Source organism: Streptomyces adustus (assembly GCF_009377175.1).
GTDB classification, from domain to species: domain Bacteria; phylum Actinomycetota; class Actinomycetes; order Streptomycetales; family Streptomycetaceae; genus Streptomyces; species Streptomyces adustus.
Genome location: NZ_VJZD01000074.1, coordinates 1 through 20,530 on the forward strand (window position 1 = coordinate 1; position 20,530 = coordinate 20,530).

Here is a 20,530-nt window from a genome sequence, read left to right on the forward strand (position 1 = left end):
GTGGTCGCCCTCGTATTTCTCCGCCTCGTGCGGGGGAGCACCGTTGGCGATCGTGCGCCAGTACATCGAGCAGCAAAACGTCCGCTCTAACGTGCACGTCAGAGCAGTCTTGAGATGCATTCATCCCCGGCGTGAACGCCGGAGCTTTCTGCAAGAGTCCCGGTAATTGGCAGCCCGGCGGTTTCTCCGTCAGTTCAGGTTCGAGTCCTGGTATCCCAGCCAGTGCGACGCCGCCAACCCGGCGCCCGATCGACCCTGTCCAGGAGGCCCTGGTCGGGTGACGGCGCAGAGTCTGTTCCCGGGCGCCAGTGGACCACCGGCGCGCGGCAACGGGAGGAGCCGAGCTGGCGAGGGCGTTGAAGCTGGCGTGCGACATCCGCGCCTTTGGTACTGCGGTGCGGTGAACGCCGAACACCGCCGTGCGCCCGGGGTCTCAGGGGTTCTGCCCGCCGACGCGGGGGTGCTCCGGACATCGCGAAGGTGGCCGCGCTCCAGGCGCAGTCCTCCTCGCCGACGCGGGGTCCCAAGGACGCCGTCCAGCGCGTGATGACGGAGAACACCACCCTCAAGCGCCAGATCCAGCAACTCACCGGTGAGCGCCGAAGCCTGGAAGTCCGGTTGAAGGGGCAAGCGAGAACAACCGCTTCCTCGACAAGCGTGCCGCCGAACTCGAAGCTCAGCTTGCCGAGCTGCTGAGCCAACGCGGGGCCATGGATCTTCCTTGACGCTCCGTAACTGCCTCGGCGGCCAGACGGTGTTCGTTCCCGGTGCAATGTCTCTCTACCGGGGCTGACCGTTCACGTTGTCCTCGAACAGTTCCCGGGTGCGGTGCAGCAGAGCCTGCCGTACGTCGTCCGGTGACAGGACCCGCAGTGGTGTGGCCAGGCTGAGGAGGTACCTGGCGAGCCCGTCCGCGTCGGGGCCGCCGATGTCGACGATGGTGGCGTCGGGGCTTTCCGGGCGGTGGGTACCGACCGTCTGCGGGATCAGCCGTAGCGCCTGGTCCATGGGCAGCGGGAGGCGGATCGTCACGTAGAGCGGGTAGGCACCGGTCGCGATGGAGCGGGAGACAAGCAGAGCCGGGTCAGGTGGGTCGACGAGCTCCACCGGGCGTCCGGTCGGCTGTATCTGGCCCACCCTGTCGGCGCGGAAGGTACGCCACTCGTCCCGTGTCACGTCCCGTGCGACGAAGTACCAACGGCGTCCCGTGTGCACCAGGCGGTACGGGTCGACATCCCGGACCGTGGCCTTGCCCACGCGGTCTCGATACGACAGGCGGCAACGCTCCGCCCGGCGACACGCGCCGGCCAGTTCCAGCAGCATGCCGGGCGCGATCTGCGGCGCGTCGGGCCTTGTGGTGTGAACAAAGGCGGCGTCCATCTCGCCCAGCCGGTCCGCGATCCGGCTTGGCAGAACCTGTCGCAGTTTCAGCAGAGCGGACAGCGCGGCCTGGTCGCCGCCGAGAACGCCGCTGAGCGCGGCCTCGCGCAGCCCGACGGCCACGGCGAGAGCCTCTTCGTCATCGAGGATCAGCGGCGGCACCCGGGATCCGGCGCGGAGGCGGTAACCGCCCCATGGCCCGGGATCGGACTCGACTCCGTAGCCGAGTTCCCGGAGCCTGGCGATGTCCCGCCGCACCGTGCGCTCGGTGACCGCCATGTGGTCGGCCAGTTCGCCGCAGGTCCACGACGGGCGTGCGGACAGCAGTGAGACCAGTCTCAGCAGGCGGGCGGATGTGCTGATCACATCGTGAAGTGTCCCGCATGACCAGGACCGAATCTGTCCTGGTCCCGTCATAGCGTCTTCCCCATGAGTACCGGAAACACGTCCGCACCCGCGATCCGCTACGCGGCCGTCACCTTCGACTGCCCGGACCCCGCCGAAATGGCCCGCTTCTACGGCGAGGCCCTCGGCCTGCCCGTCGCCTACTCCAGCGACGACTTCATCCTGCTCGGCAAGGAGGGCTCGGCCGGACTGGGGTTCAACCGGCTGGCCGACTACAGGCGCCCCACCTGGCCGGACCCTTCTCAGGAGAAGCAGGCCCACATCGAACTGGGCGTCGACGACCTGGAGTCCGCGCGGGCTCACCTGCTGGCTCTGGGTGCTGTCGAGCCCCCGACCCAGCCCCAGCCCGACCGATGGAGGGTCCTGCTGGACCCCGCCGGCCACCCGTTCTGCATCACCACCCTGGTCTGAACATGATCGGCAGACTGATGACCATGACCGCGCACCCAGGCAAGGGCGGCGCACTCGCCGCCGTCCTGCTGAGGGTCGCGGACAGGCTGCACAGCTTCCCTGGCTGCGAGATCTACCTGATCAGCCAGGACACAGCAGACCCGGACACGGTGCACGTCACCGAGGTCTGGCAGGACGAGGCCAGTGCGCAGGCCGCCCTCGCCGCTCCGTCGCGCGCCGACGGCCCCAGCCCCGCAGAAGTCCTCGCGCTGCTGTCGTCCCCACCGCACCGCACCGACCTCACCGTCCTGGGCGGAGTAGGCCTCCCCACTGCCGACGGCCAGCCCTGACAGACGCTCCTGATCGCAGGAATGGCCCGCTCGGAGGTCATTCCTGCGGCCGGGTCGCGCGCGACCGGCCCCGACAAGCCCGTCGCGCCGCTGATGACGTGCGTGCTTCCAGAACGGCGGCCGGCAGCGCCGTCCTGGACATCCCCGCCGGGCGTATCCGGTTCATCGCCGCGGAGCGTGACACCACCACGGTCGAGGTCCTGCCCGCCGACGCCTCCAAGAGCCGCGACGTGAAGACGGCCGAGCAGATCCAGGTCGCCTGTGCCGATGGCGTCCTGCGTATCGAGGCCCCGCAGGCGAAGAACCAGATCCTCGGCAACACCGGTTCCGTAGAGGTGACCGTCCAACTGCCTGCCGGCTCCCGTGTCGAGGCGAGGTCGGCCGCCGCGGAGCTGCGCGGTGTGGGACGCCTCGGTGACGTCGTCTTCGACGGCGCGCACGGATCGGTCAAGCTCGACGAGGCGGCAAGCGTCCGTCTCACGGGCCTGGACGCCACCATCACCGTCGGCCGCCTGAACGGCCCCGGCGAGATCAGCACCCAGCGGGGCGATGTGACCGTCACCGAAGCCATGTCCGGCACGCTCACCCTGAGCACCCGGCAGGGCGACATCACCGTCAGCGCCGCCCGTGGCGTGGCGGCCACCCTGGACGTCGGCACCGCCTACGGCCACATCCACAACACCCTCACCAACACCGGCAGCACCAGCCTGGCCGTCAAGGCGACCACCGGCCAGGGCGACATCACCGCCCGCAGCCTGTAACCACGGGCAGTCGTGTCGGCCCACAACCGCCACCGGCAATCGGACCCGGACGTTCCTACGGCGCCCCTGCTGCCCTCTGCCCACCGACAGCCGGGCAGAGGGCAGCAGGGGAGAGGGGGCACGGGGACACGAGCAGAACTCGCCCTGGCCTGCCAGACGGCCCTGCATCTGGCGGTGATCTCGATCTGGCCCGTCGCCGAGCTGGGGTGATCAGGACAGCTCGTGCACGACCAGTCGTGACTGACGTCCCGCGAACGCGCTGCGCAACGCCCGTGCCTCACGGTTGCCCGCTGCGAAGAGTCCGTGCTGGTCGACGTGAACGACCAGGACGTCGTGGTGGTCGATGACCTCGCAGATGCCTCTTGCCTGGATGGTGTCCCGCCAGGCCTCCGTATTGCGGCCGAACCATTGGGGCAGGCCGCAGGCGCCGGTGACGGCGTCCCAGAAGTCGTCCAGCGTCTCGATCGATTGCCCCTGCAGGTCGACCACCAGCTGCGACTGCGTCTTCTTGGTCATCGCAGCACAGTAACCAAGCCTCACCCGGCCGGTCAGGCCTGGCCGGCGCCGTCCTCAACACCCGCCACTTACCAGCGCAGGCCCAGCTCAGCGTGCTGCCCGCCGCTGCAGGAATGAGTCTCACGGCTCTTGTGCTGGTGCTACGAGAGCCGTCCTGCGAGTCCTGGTCTGTGCCCCGTCGTCCAGGCATTCGCTGCGGGCTCGTGGGCACGGTGATCCCCGATGACCGGAGCCCCCCGGCCCGGCGGTGCGCCACGCCGCCGCGCTCCTGATGTGACGGCCCCGCTCGCGGCCCCGGCCACGAACGGGTCGATCGGCTCGGGGCCTACTCGGTATCGCCGGCCGTGGCCTCAGATCCGGTCGGTTCGGCAGACGTCGTGCCGGTGCCTTGGCCGTTGTCGCCTGCCTCGAGGGGGGCGTGGCGGCGTCGTTGGAGTTCGTCGCGTTCGGCGTCCGGGATCGTCATCGACTCGGCAAGCACGGCGGCGAGTGCGTCTACGTGAGCGTTGTCGATGTCGGTGTGGAAGAGCCACCGGATGTTCTCGTCACGCGTGATGAGGTCGATCGCCAGGCGTGCGTTTTTGTCCTGTGTGGCCGTTGCCCGGATGTAGCGCACGTGGTCGGTGGGGATGCCTTGCCGGATCTCGGCCTGCTCGAGGAACGCGTTCGTTTTGGCCGTGATGATACGGCGATCCGTGACGGCGACCAGGGTTTTTGCCGCGGCCTTGTCCCGTGCTGCCGCCAGCTTGTCCTTCGCTCCGCCGACGATCGCGGAAAGGGGACCGAGGGCATCGAGCTGGTCGGGGAAGCCGAGGACGCGCAGGGTCTCACCGTCCTCGAGGAGCCAGCGCAGGATACGAAGGTAGGGATCGAGGTCCAGCGATCCGGGTGCGCAGACGACGGCCGGAACCTCGAGTGCAGGGGCCGGCGGATGGAGAGCATCGGCGAGAGGCTCGATCGCCTTCAGAAGACGGGCAGAGGCTTCGCGGACGGCCTTGACCTCTTTCCGCTTCCCCGGCAGCGGCCACGCGTCGGGTCCGGGGAGCTCGCTGGTGATCCGCAGCTCCCGGGTCAGCGCGTCGAGGAGGCTGGTCGCTTCGGTGAGAGCGGAGTCGAACTCCGCGCGGGTGTCGCGCGCGATGACCTCGGCGTACTGCGCCTCGGCGGTGTCATCACGTCCAGCGGCTCTCGCCCGCGCGGCGCGCAGCGCGTGGTACCCGGTCCATGCCTTGAGGGAGGACAGCAGAGCGTAGGCGTCGAAGACGATCGCCTCGGCGTTCGTCTGCAGATACTCACGGTGGCTGCGCGCATCAAGCCGACCGATCTGCCTGACATGGTCGCGGACGTACCCCTGGTAGAGCTCGAGCTGCTTGTTCAGCAGCGCCCCACTGCCCGCGACGTCCTCCCAGAGGGACGTCGGGACCGATTCGATCTCACGCGCCTGGTCGATGGCACGATCGATGGCAGCGACGAGCCCCGTCAGTTCGGCCCACTGATCCTTGCGGATGCTGGCGAGGACCTGACTGGTCACCGCGAGGTTGGTCCTGACCAGGCCCGAGACCTCACTGAGCATCATCTGAAGGCCGATCATGGCCAGCGCCGGCCCGACCGAGGCCGCGGTCTGCGCCTTGCTCACCGCATTCACGGAGTAGAAGCGGGCCTGATGCAGGATGCGGCCAGGAACCATCACCGTCCCGAGGTTCCCGCCGTCCTTGACGGCGAGCATCGCACCACTGTTCAGCAGAGCCTGCGCCGTCTCGCCGATCCTGTAGAGCCCCTGCACGCTGGCGAACGCGTTTCCCAGATTGCCGACCACAGTCGCCGCGTTCCCGATCGAGGCGAGGATCGCCGAGATCTGCTTGCGGTCGGTATTCGGCACGATCCCGAAGTCGATCAGATCGGGCTTCAGCTCGGGCGGGACCTCACCGGCGACGACAGCCACCCCCGGGAGCACCTCCACCAGGACCGTCGACACCGTCGACGAGTCGGTATCCGAGGCGGCCGTCGGATCGTCCACACCAGGTGAGTCGGCTATATGGCCCCGGCCGTTCTCCTCAGGCTCGACGGCCTCCATCGAGTCCGAAGGGTCCTGCATGCGATCTCCTCCCCGCGAGCGCGCGCAACGGCCGGACGTCGTCGGCGTTGACTGGCGAAGTCTACGGCTCGACGCACCGCGGTCCAGCCTGAACCCATCGGGCTGACTCCGCACCGGCCCGCTTCCAGACGCGGGTGCGCCCGCCAGCGCCGCACTGCTTCCGGCAGCGTTTGTCGACCAGACCAAGCAGGGCCATCAGGACTCGAAATGCCGCTCGGCTTGCGGCAGATCGATGATCTTTGTCAGCTGCGCGGGCAGCTGCCCGTCCCCGTACCAGGTGGTGGCTGGCAGCACCATCATCAACGTGGGCACGCAGGTGACGGCCGCCCCCGATCTGGGCGACGGGCACGGGAGCCAGATGTTCACATACTCTGCCGATGGCCCAGCGCAGCGTCGTCAAGCAGACGGCGATCTGGACCGCCAACGTCCTGGTGATCGCCTGCGTCACGTCGGGGCTCGTGGACGCCGACCTGGACAAGACGCTCGACAAGGCCCAGGACCACCGTGCGCGGGGAGATCGCGGAACTGGAAGCTGGCGCAGGGCTGTTGCCAGGTGGATCGATCCGTATGGAGTACCGGGACGCGGCCCAGCTGATCGATGCCTACGTGGAAGTCCTCCAGAAAGGTTCCCGATCTTGTCGGGTGAGGTTGAGGCGAGGCAGGGACCCGGCCCTCGGGCCGGGTCCCTTGCCTTCACTTCGCAACGCTGTCGTTGGCGCGGTAGGCAACGGGTGTGAGGCTTCTGCAGCGGTGGGGCGTTTCGTTCTTGGGGTCGGTCAGCGGCTTGGGTGTGCCACCGCTGACGGTGCTGCCTGGGCAGCGTGTCTGCGCGGGTGTGAGGTCACACGTGGGGTGCCTGATGTGATCAGGGGGTGGTGGTGTTGGTTCCCAGGAGCCGGAAGACTTTGCAGGCGTCCGCCTGCAGGTTTTTCAGGCGCTGGTCGTATTCGGTTTTCGTCCACTGGGGGAGTTCGGTCAGGTCGCGCGTCATTCTGACCTTGCTGTGCGCGTAGTGCTGGACGCATTTCGAGGTGAAGGTTTTGTTGCCTGCGTCGGAGTTCTCGCGCGGTCCGAAGAAGGTCAGGTTTCCCAGCCGGTTGAGGAGTTCGGCCATGTCGGTCTGGGGTTCGCCTGGGAGGGGGTTTTGCGGGTAGATGTGCTCGATGGTCACCTGCTGGAGATCGAAGACGGCCATCATGTCCGGCTTGGGCCGCCCGAGAGCGCCCTGGTCGAGCCAGCCACGGTGATCTTCCAGGGTGGTGAGGAATTCACGGAGGTTTGCCTTCTGGGCGCTTCCTCGGTCGTAGCGCAGATGATTGTCCAGGCTTACTTTGAAGTGTTCGTCCGGCGCCGACTTGTCGAGCAGCTGTTGGAGTTTGGTGCGCAGCTCGTTCCACTTCACCTCTTCGCCTCGCGCAGCTGCCTCTCGGACTCTTTTGGCTTCGGCGTAGTAAATGGTCTGGGCTGGGCTTGCGTGCCCGCCGCACACGTTCTTGTACCGGAAAGCGAAAATTTCCAGCATGAACACAAGCTCGGCGAATTTCTTTTCCGTGGTGCACTGCGCCGCAGCCAGCAGCAGAGGAAGGGCAAGCTCATGCTTGAGAGTTCTCACCAGCCGGCCGAGCCGGTCCTTCTGCCATGCTGACGCTTCGGGTGTGAACCCCGGTACGACGGAATCCTCGAACGGCCACTCACCTGCCGCGATTTTCAGATACGTTTCCTTCTCTTTGGAGAAGCGGGAAATCTGCTGAGATACCTCGGCGGGGGAGAGTGGCGGCTGCTTGGGGAAATATGCGTCACAGAGCTTCTGGAAGAGCGGTGTCCCGGCACGCGTGCCCGTCGTAGACGGGTAATACGCTTTAAGGAAGGCGCTGACCTTGGCGGCAGGGGTGCTCAGAATCTCATCCCATGTCTGGGCGGCAACGCGCTGCTCGTGCGGCTTGCCTTCGAGAAGCTCGAGTGTGTAGCTGCGCAGCAGGTCGGCGTCTTCGAGGGAACGGCCTCGGTCGTTGAGCACACTGAACAGCTGATAGGCGCGCTCTCGGTCCAGGCAGACGATCTGGATGACGTGGGACTGCACGGTCAGGGCGTGGCGCAGGCGGTCGAGGCTTGCGACCTTGTCCTTCCAGGAGTCCGCAGCCTCGACGATCGGTTTGATCAGGTTCGTCTGCAGTGCCTTTTGTGCGGCCAGGAGGAGTTCATGACTCTCCCGGGAAGCGACGACGTCCCGCCCCTCGAGGAGATCCTGGAACACCTTGTCATCGGCCGTCGAAAGAGACAAGCGCGGACGTTTCTCCATCCGTCCTTCCGTGACGTTGGAGTGATTCCAGTAGATGAAGCGGTTGCGCATGTCCTCGCAGAGGATATTGGCGGAGTTCGCGGCTCGGTCGTCGCCTGCTCGCCGTGCTTTGTCGGAGATTTCCTGTGCTGCGGCCGAGATCTCTGAAAGTGTGAGCACGAAGGTGGTGAGGCGTTGCTGGCCGTCGACGATCTGATACCGGTGTGGCCTTGACTGAGAGTGGTCTGTGTGTTCAATGCAGACAAAGCCGCCGAAGAAATGGCCACGCTGAGAGTTGGACTCTTCCAGGAGGTCTTTGACGTCGTCGATGAAGGCTGCGGTCTGTTCGTCCCATGCGTATGCCCGCTGGTAGACGGGAACCCAGAACGGGTGATGCTCTTCCAGGAGGGCTCCCATGCCCACGCTTCGAGGGGATACGGAAGCAGCGCCGAACGCCATGAGACCTCTTTCGAGTGATGAGGGATCCGACACCTCTCACCCACCCTCGGAAACCCCCGGTGGCCGAGTTGCGCCCCCCACGCGTGTATGACTGGCGATCAGATTAGTTGAAAGCGTTGGTAGATGACCACTGGGCTGCAGGCCAGGGCTGTAGGGAGGACGACGCAGCAGACGAGCATGAGTTCGTGCATGCCATCGGGGCGCGAACGCTGGGTGCGTTCCCTGACCCGAAGCAGGGCAACGAGGCAAGAGTTGCTCGGCCTTCGCGTGCTGCGTGGGTTCGCGGGTTTGCGTTCGACGGCGGGGCGTGGATCTTGCAGGTGGTGAGGCGGGGGTCGGGCTGGTGCGTTGTGGCGTACGGCTTGGGGCTGGTTGTCGGATCAGCTGAGCGGTCGAGCTTGTGGCGCCTCGTTCGGTTGGTGGCGTTCGCTCCAGAGGGCATGCAGTCTGAGTACGTCGCGGCGCCATTGTGTCGGCAACTCGGCTTCCGTGGTCGGCGGGCGGTCGAGGTGGTCGAGGATCCGGGCGTAGAACGGATGGACCTGAAAGTTGTCGTCGGTGACGAGGGCGGACAGCAGGGGCGCGTCCGGGGTGGTGTCGCTGTCCGCCTGGACGAGGAGCTCCACTTGGTCATCGGGATGGAGGTCGAGGATGCCTGCGTCGACCTTGGTGCTGAGTTCCGTCCAGGGCACGACGGCGCCCGCTCGTGCGTAGGACTCGAGGACGGAGCGGACCTCACCGCCGAGCTGCTGCAGGGCGTCCAGTGGGAGACGTCCTGACCGTCTGGCCAGCTCGTCGCTCCAGCGCCCCAGTTCGTCGAGTTCGTCGGTGGTGAGGTAGCGGTCGAGTTTGTCAGCTTCTGCTTCGGCGTCGTCGACGAGAGTGCGCAGCGCGGCCAGGGGCAGATTCTCGCCTTCGTCTTTGAGGCGCTTGAGGAGGCTGGCGAGCCGGTAACCGGAGACGGTCGGGCTTCCACCCGACCAGGCTGTCAGCAGGTCGTACTCGGCTGCGGCGGCAGTGCGTACGGCTTGGGCGACGTTTGGGTTGTCGCGCAGCATGGAGAGGAATCTCGCGGTCTCTCGTACGGCGCCCCAGTCGCCGGCATCTCTGGCCTCGAGGCTTTGGTCGAGCAGGGCCTCCAGGGCGGCTTGGGCTTCCTGTTCGGCCCCGGATTGCGGTGCGGTGGCGTCAGGGCCGGCGACGTGGGGGGTCGGGGGACTGGGCGCAGGTGCCTGGGCGGGCGTAGGGGCGCCTGACGACGGCTGGGCTGAGCCGAGCGCTTGGTAGGCGCGTTGCTGCTCGCGCGTGCGAATTTGTGCCAGTGCATTTCCGGAGAGGTCGCCTTCCCAGCCGAGGCGTTTGAGGACGTCGCGGAAGAACGGCGGCGGTTCGTCCGGGCTCTCGGCCAGTTCGACCAGTGAACTCAGCAGGGGAGCGTCCTTGCCGTGGGGGGAGTCGACGGCGGCGAGGAGTCGTACGCGTTGGTCGTGGCTGATGGCCGTGACAGGGGTGCCCAGAAGCTCGGCAAGTGCTTCCCAGCCGACTGGGCTGCGATGCCGGGCTGCGGTTTGGAGCGCATCACGGATCACCGTGACGGCATGCGTGTGGTCGACGTCGAGGGGTGTCGGTGTCGGTGTCGGTGCCTGTGGGGTGTGAGTGTTCTCCGGGACAGCCTTGGATGGTGAGGCGGTCGCGGTGGGGGCCGGTGCGTTTGGAGGACGCAGGCCCTGCCAGGGCTTATGCGCGTTGCCCTCCAGCCGGGCGATGCTCTGCGCTGCAATGATGACGTGGGAATCAGACATGCGGCTGTCGCCGGTGAGGGGTAGCCGAAGGGTTGCCGGACCGAGCAGGACCCACAGCTGGTCGTGGTCGGGTACGGCCGCTTCGGCGGGCAATGATATGCGGCCAGGGGTTGGCGCCGATCCCGTGGACTGGACGAGGGCGTCGTACAGGCGCCGGGGCCCCTGTGTGCCCGCCACGGCAACGGCGGCGGTGAAGGCCACCGTGCCCGACGCCAGTTGAAAGACGACCGGTGCGGGCTGGGAGACCAGCGTGGGCGGTGCGGGGGCGGGTGCTTTCGCAGCGGTGTCCGACCTGCGGACCCGAATGCCTTCGTCCGTCTCTTCGAGGTGCGGGGTGAGGATGTTGGAGTCGGTGAGGCGACAGTGGTTCAGTGTGGTCCACTCGATGGTGTGCCCGGGGAGCTGTGTTCCTATCTGTACCTCACGTGTCGCTCCGACAGTGCGGCACTGCACCCGCAGCGCGTAGTGCGCAGTGTCGACCTCGTTGTGAGCAAGCATGCTGTCCGGACCGTAGATCCAGTCGGCCCTGCCGCGGGTCGCTTGGTTGAGCTTCTCGCGACGGGCGAGCCAGGACTTCCACTCCATGCGGTCCAGTTGGACTCGGACAGCGCGACGGCCCCCGTCGAAGGAGACGTTGACGCAACCGCCTGAATCGGCACCGAACAGGTCGTACGAGACGCTCACGTCACGTTGGCCCTGCTGTTGAAGCCACTGTTTGAGAGCTTGTCCGACATACAGGTGATCCGCGCTGGACTCGCTGTTCGAGGTGCGTCGGCACTGCACCGGCGGATGATGTGCGAAGTGGCACTTCTTGCTGGTGTAACGCTTCGCCGACAGCTTCTTCCCGCAGCCGCCGAGGAGCGAGCCGCAGAAGAAGTCGAGGTTCGGATACCGCGCGAGGAATTCGGGGAACTCGCCGTGATCGAACGGTAGGAAAACCGGTTCGTCCGATCCAGGACGGCCTGCTACAGCGGTCTGGACCTTGCGGGTGTCTTCTTCCTCGAACGGGCGCATCGAATGGATCACGGGCGGATCATATGTACCCCAAGATCCGGGCTGGCAGCCAGGTTGCGGCGCCGGGCTCGGGGAAGGCCACGACGGCACCAACCCAGTACCCATGCGGCCTCGGGCAGGAGCTTGATCGCTGGCTGCTCCCAGCTGTCGAAGCGGGCGTCGCGATCCCCCTGAAGAAGGCCCATGCGCGGGTTCGTGCCAAGACAAAGGCAAGGGCGCGGTCGACTGCTGCACCCGAGATGGCTGGGCGTTGTGGGGGTTCTTTGTTGGGTGCTCGGGCAGGGTGGGGTGTCTTCTACGCTGCTGTTGTCTTCGGTGGCGGGTGTTGGTGTGGCGTTAAAGGGTGAGTGTGGTGGTGGAGGGGTTGTGGGGGAGTGATCGCCGGCGTACGGCGATTGGCCGGTTGGCGTTGTCGGTTCCGGCGCGTCAGGCGTTGGCGGATCGTCAGCTGATGCCGGAGCGGACCGTTCTGGACTATGGATGCGGCCGTGGCGGTGACGTGAAGGCGCTTGAGCGGCTGGATTACCGGGTGGTGGGGTGGGATCCGTACTACCGGTCGCAGACCCGGCTCGAGGCCAGCGATGTGGTGCTGCTGACGTATGTGCTGAATGTGATCGAGGATCCGGTGGAGCGTCGGCGGACGCTTGAGCAGGCGTGGGAGCTGGCTTCGACGCTGCTGGTGGTTTCGGCCCGTCTGACGTGGGAGAGGTCGAAGGTCCGTGGTGAGGAGTTCGGGGACGGGCTGCTGACGAGTCGGCAGACGTTTCAGCATCTTTTTGCTGCCAGTGAGCTGCGGCAGTACGTGGAAGAGGTCACCGGCGCCCGGGTGGTTGGCGCAGCACCGGGCATTGTGTATGCGTTCAAGGACGAGGGTGCCCGTCTGTCCTATCTGGCCCACCGGGTGGTGCCGGATGCCGAGTGGCTGGCTTCGAAAGACACTGCTTCGGCGGTCAGTGCTCTGGTGGATTTTGTGGAGCGCCGCGGCAGGCCGCCGAGGATTGAGGAAATGCCGCGCGCGGTGGCGGAGTTGCTGGCCCATCTGAAGCCGGGTGAGTTGAAGCGTCTGGTGCGTGACGGTGCGGATGCTGCGCGGGTAGAGGCGGGGGCCAAGCAGTCGACGCTGAACACGCTGCTGTATCTGGCGGTGGAACTCTTCAACGGCCGCGGGCCGTTCGCAAGCTTGCCGGTGGGTTTGCAGCAGGACGTGCGGAGCTTCTTCAGCTCCTACAAGGAGGCTTGCCGGCGGGCGGACCGGCTGCTGCTGAAGCTGCGCGACGACAGTTACGTGCGCGGTGCCATGCATGCCTCGGCGGCCGGCAAGCTGACGCCGACGGCGTTGTATGTCCATCGCCGCGCGATGGAGCGGATTCCCACGGTGCTGCGTCTTTACGAGCACTGCGCGTCGATCGCCGCAGGGCGTCCGCAGGAGTGGACGGTGGCCAAGCTCAAGCACGACGGGCGGGCGGTGTCGTGGCTTGACTACCCGGACTTTGACCGTGATCCGCATCCGCGGATCGCGTCGTCCTACCTGGTGGACCTGCACACCCTGGAAGCCTCACACATCTCCTATGCGTCCTCGGCCAACCGCCCGCTGCTGCACCGCAAGCACGAGTTCCTGGCGCCCGACGATGCGGACGTGCCGCGCTACCAGCGGCTGACCGATGCAGAGGTGCGCGCGGGGCTTTACCAGCACCCGCACCTGATCGGGACCGAGAACGGCTGGAACGCCGAGCTGATCAGATGCGGGCGGCAGCTGCGCGGGCACCGTCTGGTGCGCCGCCCTGATGCTGTGTAGTGCTGTGCTGGTGCAGGCGCCGGGTTGGCCGTTGCGGCGGGTTGGATGTGTGGCGGCATGTGGTTGGCAAGGAGAGAACATGGCATGGATGGCACAACAGCCCGCGTTTGAGCCGGTCGGTAAGCCTGACTGTCTGACGGAGCAGCAGTGGGCTGCACTGGCCCTCGCTGTCCTTGGCAGCGTTGCTGAGGGCTGCGAGCGGGCTGGGATCAGGGGCGAGTGGGCGTCGGATCTGGGGGTGGCTGCGGTGAAGGGGGTGCGGGTGCGGCTGGAGGAGCTGGCCCTGGGGGAGGCGCCGGATGGATGAGCTGGGATAGCGGCTCGCTGCGCTCGCGTGTGACGGCAGGCGTGCAGGCGTGCCTGTCCCGCCGCATTGGTGATGGCGGTATCGGTGCTGCCGGCCCCACCGGAACAGGTTTGCCTTGGACCTGCAGACGTGTTCAGTTCCGGCTTGAAGCGCCCAGCCCGAAGCCGTTCATCCTGTTCAGCGGTGGAACCAGGCCAGGGCGGAAGCGGCACCGGGTTTGCCCTGGAGCCGTGTCAAGCCCGATGGGCGGGTCCGGCTGCAACGGTCACGCCGGGTGGACCCTTCACGGCCAGAGCAGGAGCCGGGGCACCTCAAGGCTGGGCGGGCTGCATGTGGGCGATGGTCTCGGCTACCGGCAGCGGGTCGAAGTCGGCCGTTTGGGCGGGGAACCAGGAGAACCTGAGCCCGTTGGCGGCCACCTCATCGTTAAGGCCCATGGCTTGTAGGACGTGGCTGGGGGTGTAGGAGGCGCTGGTGCACGCCGATCCGGTGGCGATGGCGACCTGGTCTTTGAGGCGGACGATGAGGGCTTCGGCGTTGAGCTGGTCGAAGGTGACGTTGAGGATGTGCGGCAGGCTGTGGTCGGGGTCACCGTTGACGGTGAAGCGGGTCGCACTGAGCGCTTTGAGCAGCTGCTCGCGCATGGCACGGGCTTCGCGTTCCCAGTTGTCGCGGCGCTCGTGGAAGAGCCTGGACGCCTCGTACAGGCCCATGATCAACGGGACCGGGAGGGTGCCGGGGCGCAGTTTGCGCTCCTGCCCGCCGCCGAACATGATCGGCTCCAGCGGCACCTTGTCCCAGCCCCGGCGCCGGGTCACCAGGGCGCCGATGCCCTTCGGCGCGCCGATCTTGTGGCCGCTGATGCTGATCAGGTCGATCGGTGCGGTCAGGTCTGCGGGCAGCTTGCCGTAGCCCTGGGCGGCGTCGACGTGCAGGAAGGTGGGCGTGGCGCGCAGCTTTTCGGCTAGCTCGGCGACCGGCTGGATGACGCCGGTTTCGTTGTTGACGTGCATCAGCGACACCGCCAGGGTGTCCGGGCGCAGCCGCTCCATCACTGCCTGCGTTGTGATGCGGCCGGAGGGGCCGGGGGAGAGGAAGTCGACCTCGAAGCCGCGGGCCTCTTGCAGATGCATCAGGGGCTCGATGACGGCCTTGTGCTCGATGGCCGAGGTGATGATGTGCTTCCGGCCCGTTTTCTCACCGTGCGGGGCGAGGCCGAGCAGGGCGATGTTGTTGGACTCCGTCGCCCCACTGGTGAAGATCACTTCTTCGGTCTTCGCGCCGACGGTGGTGGCGATGAAGGAACGGGCTTGCTGGACCGCCTTCTTGGCGCGGGCGCCGTATTCGTGGGTGCGGCTGCCGGCGTTGCCGAAGTCCTCGGTCATCCAGTGCAGGACGACCTCGGCGACCTTCGGGTCCACCCGTGTCGTTGCCGCCACATCCAGATACGCCACCACAGCGCTCACCCGCCTCAGAGCTCTTCCACTACCCAGCGTGTACGTGAAGTGCTTAACGTACACGCTGGACCGCCGCCGCACGAAGCGCCCCTCGCCATCGCACGCACCGCACCCCCTCCCGGGTACCGCGCCGCCCCCGGGTACCGCGCCGCCCCCGGGTATCGCGCGCTCCCGGGCACGCTCAACTTTCGGCTGCCCGTGCGTCTTCCCGTCTGGGCGGCGGTGTGGGTGCCGTCACGTGCACGAGTGCGGCTTCGTGTACGTCATCTGCTGGTCTGAGTACGTCGACAGAAAAGTGACGTACGTTTCTCGGGAGACGTACCGGCACGCTAGAGTGCACGGGTGCTAACTGAAGCGGCGAGCAAGGGTGCGGGGCGGGCTGTCCCGCGGGTGTCCACGGGCTTTGAATACACCTTCCCCGCGATCCGCGGGGTGCAGGCGGGGCGGGAGTTTTACGCGTCGATGTGCCCGCTGCGGCTCATCCCGAAGATCTTCCTCTTCGATGAAGATGATCTTTCTGCGGAGCTCAGAGCGCAGCGCGTGCTGAACAAGGGGCGCCTGCCGGCTCTTGCCCGCTACATCCTGGACAACCCCGACGACTACGTCTTCAGTGCTCTGACCGCGTCCGTCGACGGAGACATGATCTTCGAGAGCCAGGGCGCGCAGGGGGCCGCGCATCGCACGGGGCAGCTGCGCATCCCCATGGACGCGCGCTTTTTGATCAATGACGGGCAGCACCGCCGGGCTGCCATCGAGCTCGCCTTGAGGGAGAACCCCGATCTGGGGGACGAGACCATCGCGGTGGTCTTCTTCCATGACTCCGGGCTCTCCCGCTCCCAGCAGATGTTCGCCGACCTCAACCGGCACGCCGTGCGCCCGGCGCGTTCGATCGGTGTGCTGTACGACCACCGGGACGTCAACGCTCAGATCGCCCGCACCCTCACCGAGAGTTCGGCCGTCTTCAAGGGTTTCGTGGAGATGGAGAAGAGCACGCTCTCTGCGCGCTCGCGCAAGCTGTTCACCCTCAGCGCCCTCTACTACGGCAACCAGTCCCTCTTCCAGGGCCTGGAGCTGAAGCAGGACGAGGCAGCCCGGCTGGCGCAGTCGTTCTGGGAAGCCATAGATGCCGCACTGCCGGAGTGGGCGATGGTGCGCACCAAGCAGCTCTCCGCCCAGGAGATGCGCCGCGACTTCATCCATAGCCACGGTATTGCCCTGCATGCGCTGGGCCGTGTGGGCAACTCCCTGCTGCGCGAGACCGGCAAGCCGGATGCGTGGAAGAAGCGGCTGAGCCTGCTGAAGGACGTGGACTGGACGCGCACCAACACCGACTGGGAAGGCCGCGCCATCGTCGGCGGCCGCGTTTCCAAAAGCCATCAGAACGTGACATTGACTGTTAATTACCTGCGTAAGCATCTGGGTCTGGAGCTGAGCCCGGAAGAGCAGCGCGTGGAAGACGCATACCTGCGAGGCGAGGCATGACCACCATTCCCCTCAACCTCGGGCTCACCCCCGTGAGGCGCAAGCCCTTCAACGGTCAGTCGTTGGATGAGGTCACCGCAGCCTTGACGGACGAGATCCGCGAGCTGTACACGGCCGACCAGGTGCCCTGGGTCATCGGCTACAGCGGCGGCAAGGATTCGACGGCCGTGCTGCAGCTGGTGTGGATGGCGCTGAAGGATCTGCCCGAAGCGCAGCGCACCAAGCCGGTTCACGTCATCAGCACCGACACCCTGGTGGAAAACCCCGTCGTGGCCGCCTGGGTGACCACTTCGCTGGAGACGATGGACGAGGCAGCCCGCGCGCAGCAGCTGCCCATCGAGCCGCACCGTCTGACGCCGGAGATAAAGGACACCTTCTGGGTCAATTTGATCGGCCGCGGTTATCCTGCCCCGCGCCCGAAGTTCCGCTGGTGCACCGAGCGTCTGAAGATCAAGCCGTCGAACTCGTTCATCCGCAGCGTCGTTGCCGCGCACGGCGAGGCGATCATGGTGCTGGGTATCCGCAAGGCCGAAAGCCAGGTGCGTGCCCGGGCGATGGAGAAGCACGAGAAGCGCCGTGTACGCGAGCGTCTGTCGCCGAACTCGAGCCTTCCCAACTCCCTCGTCTACAGCCCTGTTGAGGACTGGACCAACGACGACGTGTGGGAGTTCCTGATGCAGATCCCCAACCCCTGGGGCTACAACAATCAGGACCTGCTCACCATGTACCAGGGCGCTTCCAGCGACGGCGAATGCCCTCTCGTGGTCGACTCCACCACGCCTTCCTGCGGCTCCAGCCGCTTCGGCTGCTGGACCTGCACTCTCGTCGAAGAGGACAAGTCCATGTCCGCCATGATCCAAAACGATGAGGAAAAGGAGTGGATGCTCCCCCTGCTGGAGCTGCGCAACAAGCTCGATGCCCCCTTCGGCAAGTACGAGGAGGGTGACCCGGATCTGCCGGCCGGCCGCAAGGCGCCCTTCCCGCGCCCGGACAAGCCCGCCCGTGACTTCCGGCGGATGAACGGCAAGGTGATGCTGTTCAACGACGACGCCATCCACGGCCCCTACCTGCAGTCCTTCCGCGAAAACTGGCTGAAGGAGCTGCTCGAGGCGCAGACCTGGATCCGCGCGCACGCCCCGGAGCACGTGAAGAACATCGAGCTGATCACGCTCGATGAACTGCACGAGATCCGCCGGACCTGGGTGTTCGACAAGCACGAGGTCGAAGACAGCCTGCCGCGCCTCTACCAGGAAGCCACCGGCGAGCCCTTCCCCGGCGGCCCGCTCGATGAGCAGCTGGTCATGGGCTCCGACGAGATGGACGTCCTCAAGCAGGTCTGCGACGGCGACGACCTGCACTACAACATGGTCCGCGAGCTCCTCGCCGTCGAGCGCAAGTACCGCACCATGGCCCGCCGTTCGGGCCTCTTCCAGGCGCTCGAGCAGGCGGTGCAAAAGGGCTACTACGACAACCACGAAGACGCCGTGGAATTTGCCACCCGCAAGAAAAAGCTGCACGACGACATCGCTGAAAACCTGACCTTCGACGACGAAAACGAACTCGATGCTCCTGCGTAAGATCACCCTCGAAGAATTCGGGGCCTACAGCGGAAAGCAGTCGCTCGACCTCACCCCCAAGAAGAACAAGCCGATCATCTTGATCGGCGGGCTCAACGGGTGCGGCAAGACGACGCTGCTCGATGCTATCCAACTGGCGCTCTACGGCAACCGTGCCCGCTGCAGCGGCCGCGGCACCAAGGCGTACGAGACGTACCTGCGCGAAAGCATCAACCGCAAGGCCGATCCCAGCCGCGGCTCGGCTATCACCCTTGAGTTCACCGTCATGAGCGGTGGCAGCGAGCACTATTACCGGATCGTGCGCAGCTGGCACCTCGGCGGCAAGACCCTGAAAGAGTTCCTCAACGTCTACGTCGACGAGAACTACGGCGAACGCGTAGCAGCCCAGCGCGAAGCCGAGCCGGAGAGCAAGTACAACCGGCTGCTCAGCGAAGGCTGGGCCGACCACGTCGAGTCCCTGCTGCCGCTGGAGATCGCCTCTCTCGCCTTCTTCGACGGCGAGAAGATCGAATCGCTGGCCAACCCCGAACGAGCCGCGTCCGTCATCGAGTCGGCCGTGCACTCCCTGCTGGGCGTGAGCACCGTCCAGCAGCTGCGCAACGACCTTCTGGCCCTGCAGCGGCGCCAGAAACTCTCCGACGAAGAACAGCACCTCCTGGACAACATCCGCGCCCAAGAAGGCGAACGCGATGCGGTGGCGGCCCAGTTCGACGTCGCCTACCAGGAACTGGCCCAGTCCCAGAGCGAAGTCGACAAGGCCAAGCGCAAACTGGACAGCCTGGAGAAGGCGTTCGCCGACGAGGGCGGCGAGCTGTTCAACCGGCGTGTGGAGCTGGAGAACGACAAGAAGCAGACCGCCTTGCACCTGGCCCAGGTGCGCACCGAGCTCACACACCTCGCGGCAGGCTCCCTTCCGCTGTTGATGGTCAAACCGCTCCTGGACGACGTGCGCCGCCAAGCCGAGAGCGAGAAGGAAGCCCGCCAGTCCGCCCAGGTGCTGGAAGTCCTGCACGAGCGCGACCGCTGGCTGCTGGACCTGCTGCCCGATGCCGTACGCGCGGAAATCCTCACACGGCTGGACGGTGATCGCGCCGAGCGCGCCGCGAGGACGCAACTGCCCGTGGATCTGAGCCTGCCGCACGACACACTCGCCCAGCTCACTGTTCTCGATGAACTGCTCAAGCGGGACACCGAGCGCAGCGCGCAGCTGCTCGAGCGCGTTGCGGAGCTGGCTGAGCAACTGGACCAGGTGGACCGGCAGCTCGCCGGCGTTCCCGCCCAGGACAAGGTGCAAGCCCTTCAGGTGGCGCGCGGCGAGCAGATCGTGGAGGTCGCCCATCGCGAGGCTGCCCGCGAGCGCGCCGAGGCCAAGTTGGAGGAGCTCAAGCGGCGCCGCGTGCACGTCATCACGCTGCTGGAGCGTGCGCACAAGGAGTTCGTGCGTACCAAGGTCAAGGCGGAGGAGGTCGAGCGGATCATCAAGTACTCCGAGAAAGCCCGCACCACCCTCGAGCGCTTCGGTTCCGCCCTCCTACAGCGGCACATCAGCCGGCTCGAAGTGGCCGTCCTGAAGAGCTTCAAGGTCCTCCTGCGCAAGCAAGCTCTCGTGCACGACCTGCGCATCGACACCGAAAAGTTCACCCTCACCCTGGCGGATGCCGACGGCGAACCCATCGATCCCTCCCGCCTGAGCGCGGGAGAGCGCCAGCTCCTGGCGGTCTCGCTGCTGTGGGGTTTGATGAAGGTGGCCGGCAACCGGCTCCCCAGCGTCATCGATACTCCGCTGGGCCGCCTCGACAGCCGCCACCGCGAGCACCTCGTCGACCGTTACTTCCCTCATGCCAGCAACCAGGTCCTGCTCCTGTCCACCGACGAGGAAATCGACGAGAACCTGATGGGCCGGCTGGAAGATTCCATCGCTCACACCTACACCCTGGTGCACGACGACACCGAGTTCACCACCAGCGTCGTCGAGGGCTACTGGTGGAACGAGGGAGCCCAGCATGTCGGTTGATATCGTCCGTCTGTCCCAGCCAGCCAGGGACCGGCTGGTCTACCTCAAGCGCACCACCGGCATCACCCAGTGGAACGTGCTGTGCCGCTGGGCGCTCCTGTTGTCGCTGAAGGATGCCTCCACCCCGCTGGTCAAGGACATCGTCACCGACTCCAACGTCGAGATGAGCTGGAAGACCTTCGCCGGCGCCCATGGCGACCTTTACCTGGCCCTGCTCAAGCAGCGCTGCGTCGCTATCGGCGAGGAGCCTACCGACGACAACGTCCAGCGGATCCTGACCGTCCACCTGCACCGCGGCATCGGCTACCTCGGCGCCGACAAGCAGATGGCCACGATCGAAGGCATGGTCGGCGCCGTCGTGCGTGTCTGACATCCTGCTTGTGCCTGATTCCCTCAAGGTGATCCTTGGGGGAATCGGAGCACTCGCGCTTCGTCTCTGTGTACGACG

At 66.3% G+C, this 20,530-nt stretch carries 14 protein-coding genes and 1 pseudogene; 9 read left to right on the forward strand and 6 right to left on the reverse strand.

Going from position 1 to position 20,530, the window contains the following annotated elements:
- Positions 1–76, forward strand: a pseudogene (locus FNH09_RS19685) (transposase); the annotation flags it as partial.
- Between the two features lie 704 nt (positions 77–780).
- Here the strand turns inward: FNH09_RS19685 and FNH09_RS19690 are convergent.
- The gene (locus FNH09_RS19690) at positions 781–1,746 is read right to left on the reverse strand and encodes a WYL domain-containing protein (RefSeq protein WP_162468823.1); all 966 of its coding nucleotides are present in this window, start codon (positions 1,744–1,746) and stop codon (positions 781–783) included.
- Between the two features lie 63 nt (positions 1,747–1,809).
- Between FNH09_RS19690 and FNH09_RS19695 the strand changes: the two genes are divergently transcribed.
- From FNH09_RS19695 to FNH09_RS19705, 3 genes are all read left to right on the forward strand, one after another.
- Positions 1,810–2,196 (forward strand): VOC family protein, encoded by a 387-nt coding sequence (locus FNH09_RS19695; protein WP_152889786.1) that lies wholly within the window; start codon positions 1,810–1,812, stop codon positions 2,194–2,196.
- Positions 2,197–2,198: 2 nt separating this feature from the next.
- Positions 2,199–2,525 carry a putative quinol monooxygenase gene (locus FNH09_RS19700; RefSeq protein ID WP_274390247.1) on the forward strand — a complete coding sequence of 109 codons (327 nt, stop codon included), beginning with the start codon at positions 2,199–2,201 and terminating at the stop codon, positions 2,523–2,525.
- Between the two features lie 98 nt (positions 2,526–2,623).
- Entirely contained in the window at positions 2,624–3,286 is a 663-nt protein-coding gene (locus FNH09_RS19705) for a DUF4097 family beta strand repeat-containing protein (RefSeq protein ID WP_162468824.1), read from the forward strand.
- A gap of 210 nt (positions 3,287–3,496) precedes the next feature.
- Here FNH09_RS19705 and FNH09_RS19710 read toward each other — a convergent pair whose 3' ends face one another.
- The 4 genes from FNH09_RS19710 to FNH09_RS19725 all read right to left on the reverse strand — a co-directional run bounded on the left by FNH09_RS19710 (position 3,497) and on the right by FNH09_RS19725 (position 11,462).
- Complete coding sequence (locus tag FNH09_RS19710; protein ID WP_152889791.1) at positions 3,497–3,802, reverse strand: barstar family protein; 306 nt, start codon at positions 3,800–3,802, stop codon at positions 3,497–3,499.
- Positions 3,803–4,127: 325 nt separating this feature from the next.
- Entirely contained in the window at positions 4,128–5,897 is a 1,770-nt protein-coding gene (locus FNH09_RS19715) for a hypothetical protein (protein ID WP_152889794.1), read from the reverse strand.
- A gap of 865 nt (positions 5,898–6,762) precedes the next feature.
- Positions 6,763–8,634, reverse strand: a complete 1,872-nt coding sequence (locus FNH09_RS19720) for a DUF262 domain-containing protein (protein WP_152889797.1) — start codon at positions 8,632–8,634, stop codon at positions 6,763–6,765.
- A 380-nt stretch (positions 8,635–9,014) separates the two neighbouring features.
- Positions 9,015–11,462: a competence protein CoiA family protein gene (locus tag FNH09_RS19725; RefSeq protein WP_162468826.1), complete on the reverse strand. Its 2,448-nt coding sequence runs from the start codon at positions 11,460–11,462 to the stop codon at positions 9,015–9,017.
- A 340-nt stretch (positions 11,463–11,802) separates the two neighbouring features.
- Here FNH09_RS19725 and FNH09_RS19730 point away from each other — a divergent pair, with 340 nt between their 5' ends.
- Positions 11,803–13,245, forward strand: coding sequence for a DNA phosphorothioation-associated putative methyltransferase (locus FNH09_RS19730; protein WP_162468830.1), 1,443 nt, complete (start codon positions 11,803–11,805; stop codon positions 13,243–13,245).
- Positions 13,246–13,863: 618 nt separating this feature from the next.
- Here FNH09_RS19730 and dndA read toward each other — a convergent pair.
- Complete coding sequence (dndA, locus tag FNH09_RS19735) at positions 13,864–15,018, reverse strand: cysteine desulfurase DndA (RefSeq protein WP_162468827.1); 1,155 nt, start codon at positions 15,016–15,018, stop codon at positions 13,864–13,866.
- A 381-nt stretch (positions 15,019–15,399) separates the two neighbouring features.
- On the opposite strand from dndA, the gene dndB reads away from it, so the two are divergent.
- The 4 genes from dndB to dndE are packed head-to-tail and all read left to right on the forward strand — an operon-like array spanning position 15,400 to position 20,452.
- A complete protein-coding gene (dndB, locus tag FNH09_RS19740) occupies positions 15,400–16,491 on the forward strand; it encodes a DNA sulfur modification protein DndB (RefSeq protein WP_338017618.1) in 1,092 nt (363 codons plus the stop codon).
- Positions 16,488–18,068 (forward strand): DNA phosphorothioation system sulfurtransferase DndC, encoded by a 1,581-nt coding sequence (gene dndC / locus FNH09_RS19745; protein WP_152889804.1) that lies wholly within the window; start codon positions 16,488–16,490, stop codon positions 18,066–18,068. The genes dndB and dndC overlap by 4 nt, the downstream gene beginning before the upstream one ends.
- Positions 18,055–20,082, forward strand: coding sequence for a DNA sulfur modification protein DndD (gene dndD, locus FNH09_RS19750; RefSeq protein ID WP_152889807.1), 2,028 nt, complete (start codon positions 18,055–18,057; stop codon positions 20,080–20,082). Before dndC ends, dndD begins: the two co-directional genes overlap by 14 nt.
- Complete coding sequence (gene dndE, locus FNH09_RS19755) at positions 20,072–20,452, forward strand: DNA sulfur modification protein DndE (protein ID WP_152889810.1); 381 nt, start codon at positions 20,072–20,074, stop codon at positions 20,450–20,452. The genes dndD and dndE overlap by 11 nt, the downstream gene beginning before the upstream one ends.
- Positions 20,453–20,530 lie beyond the last annotated feature (78 nt).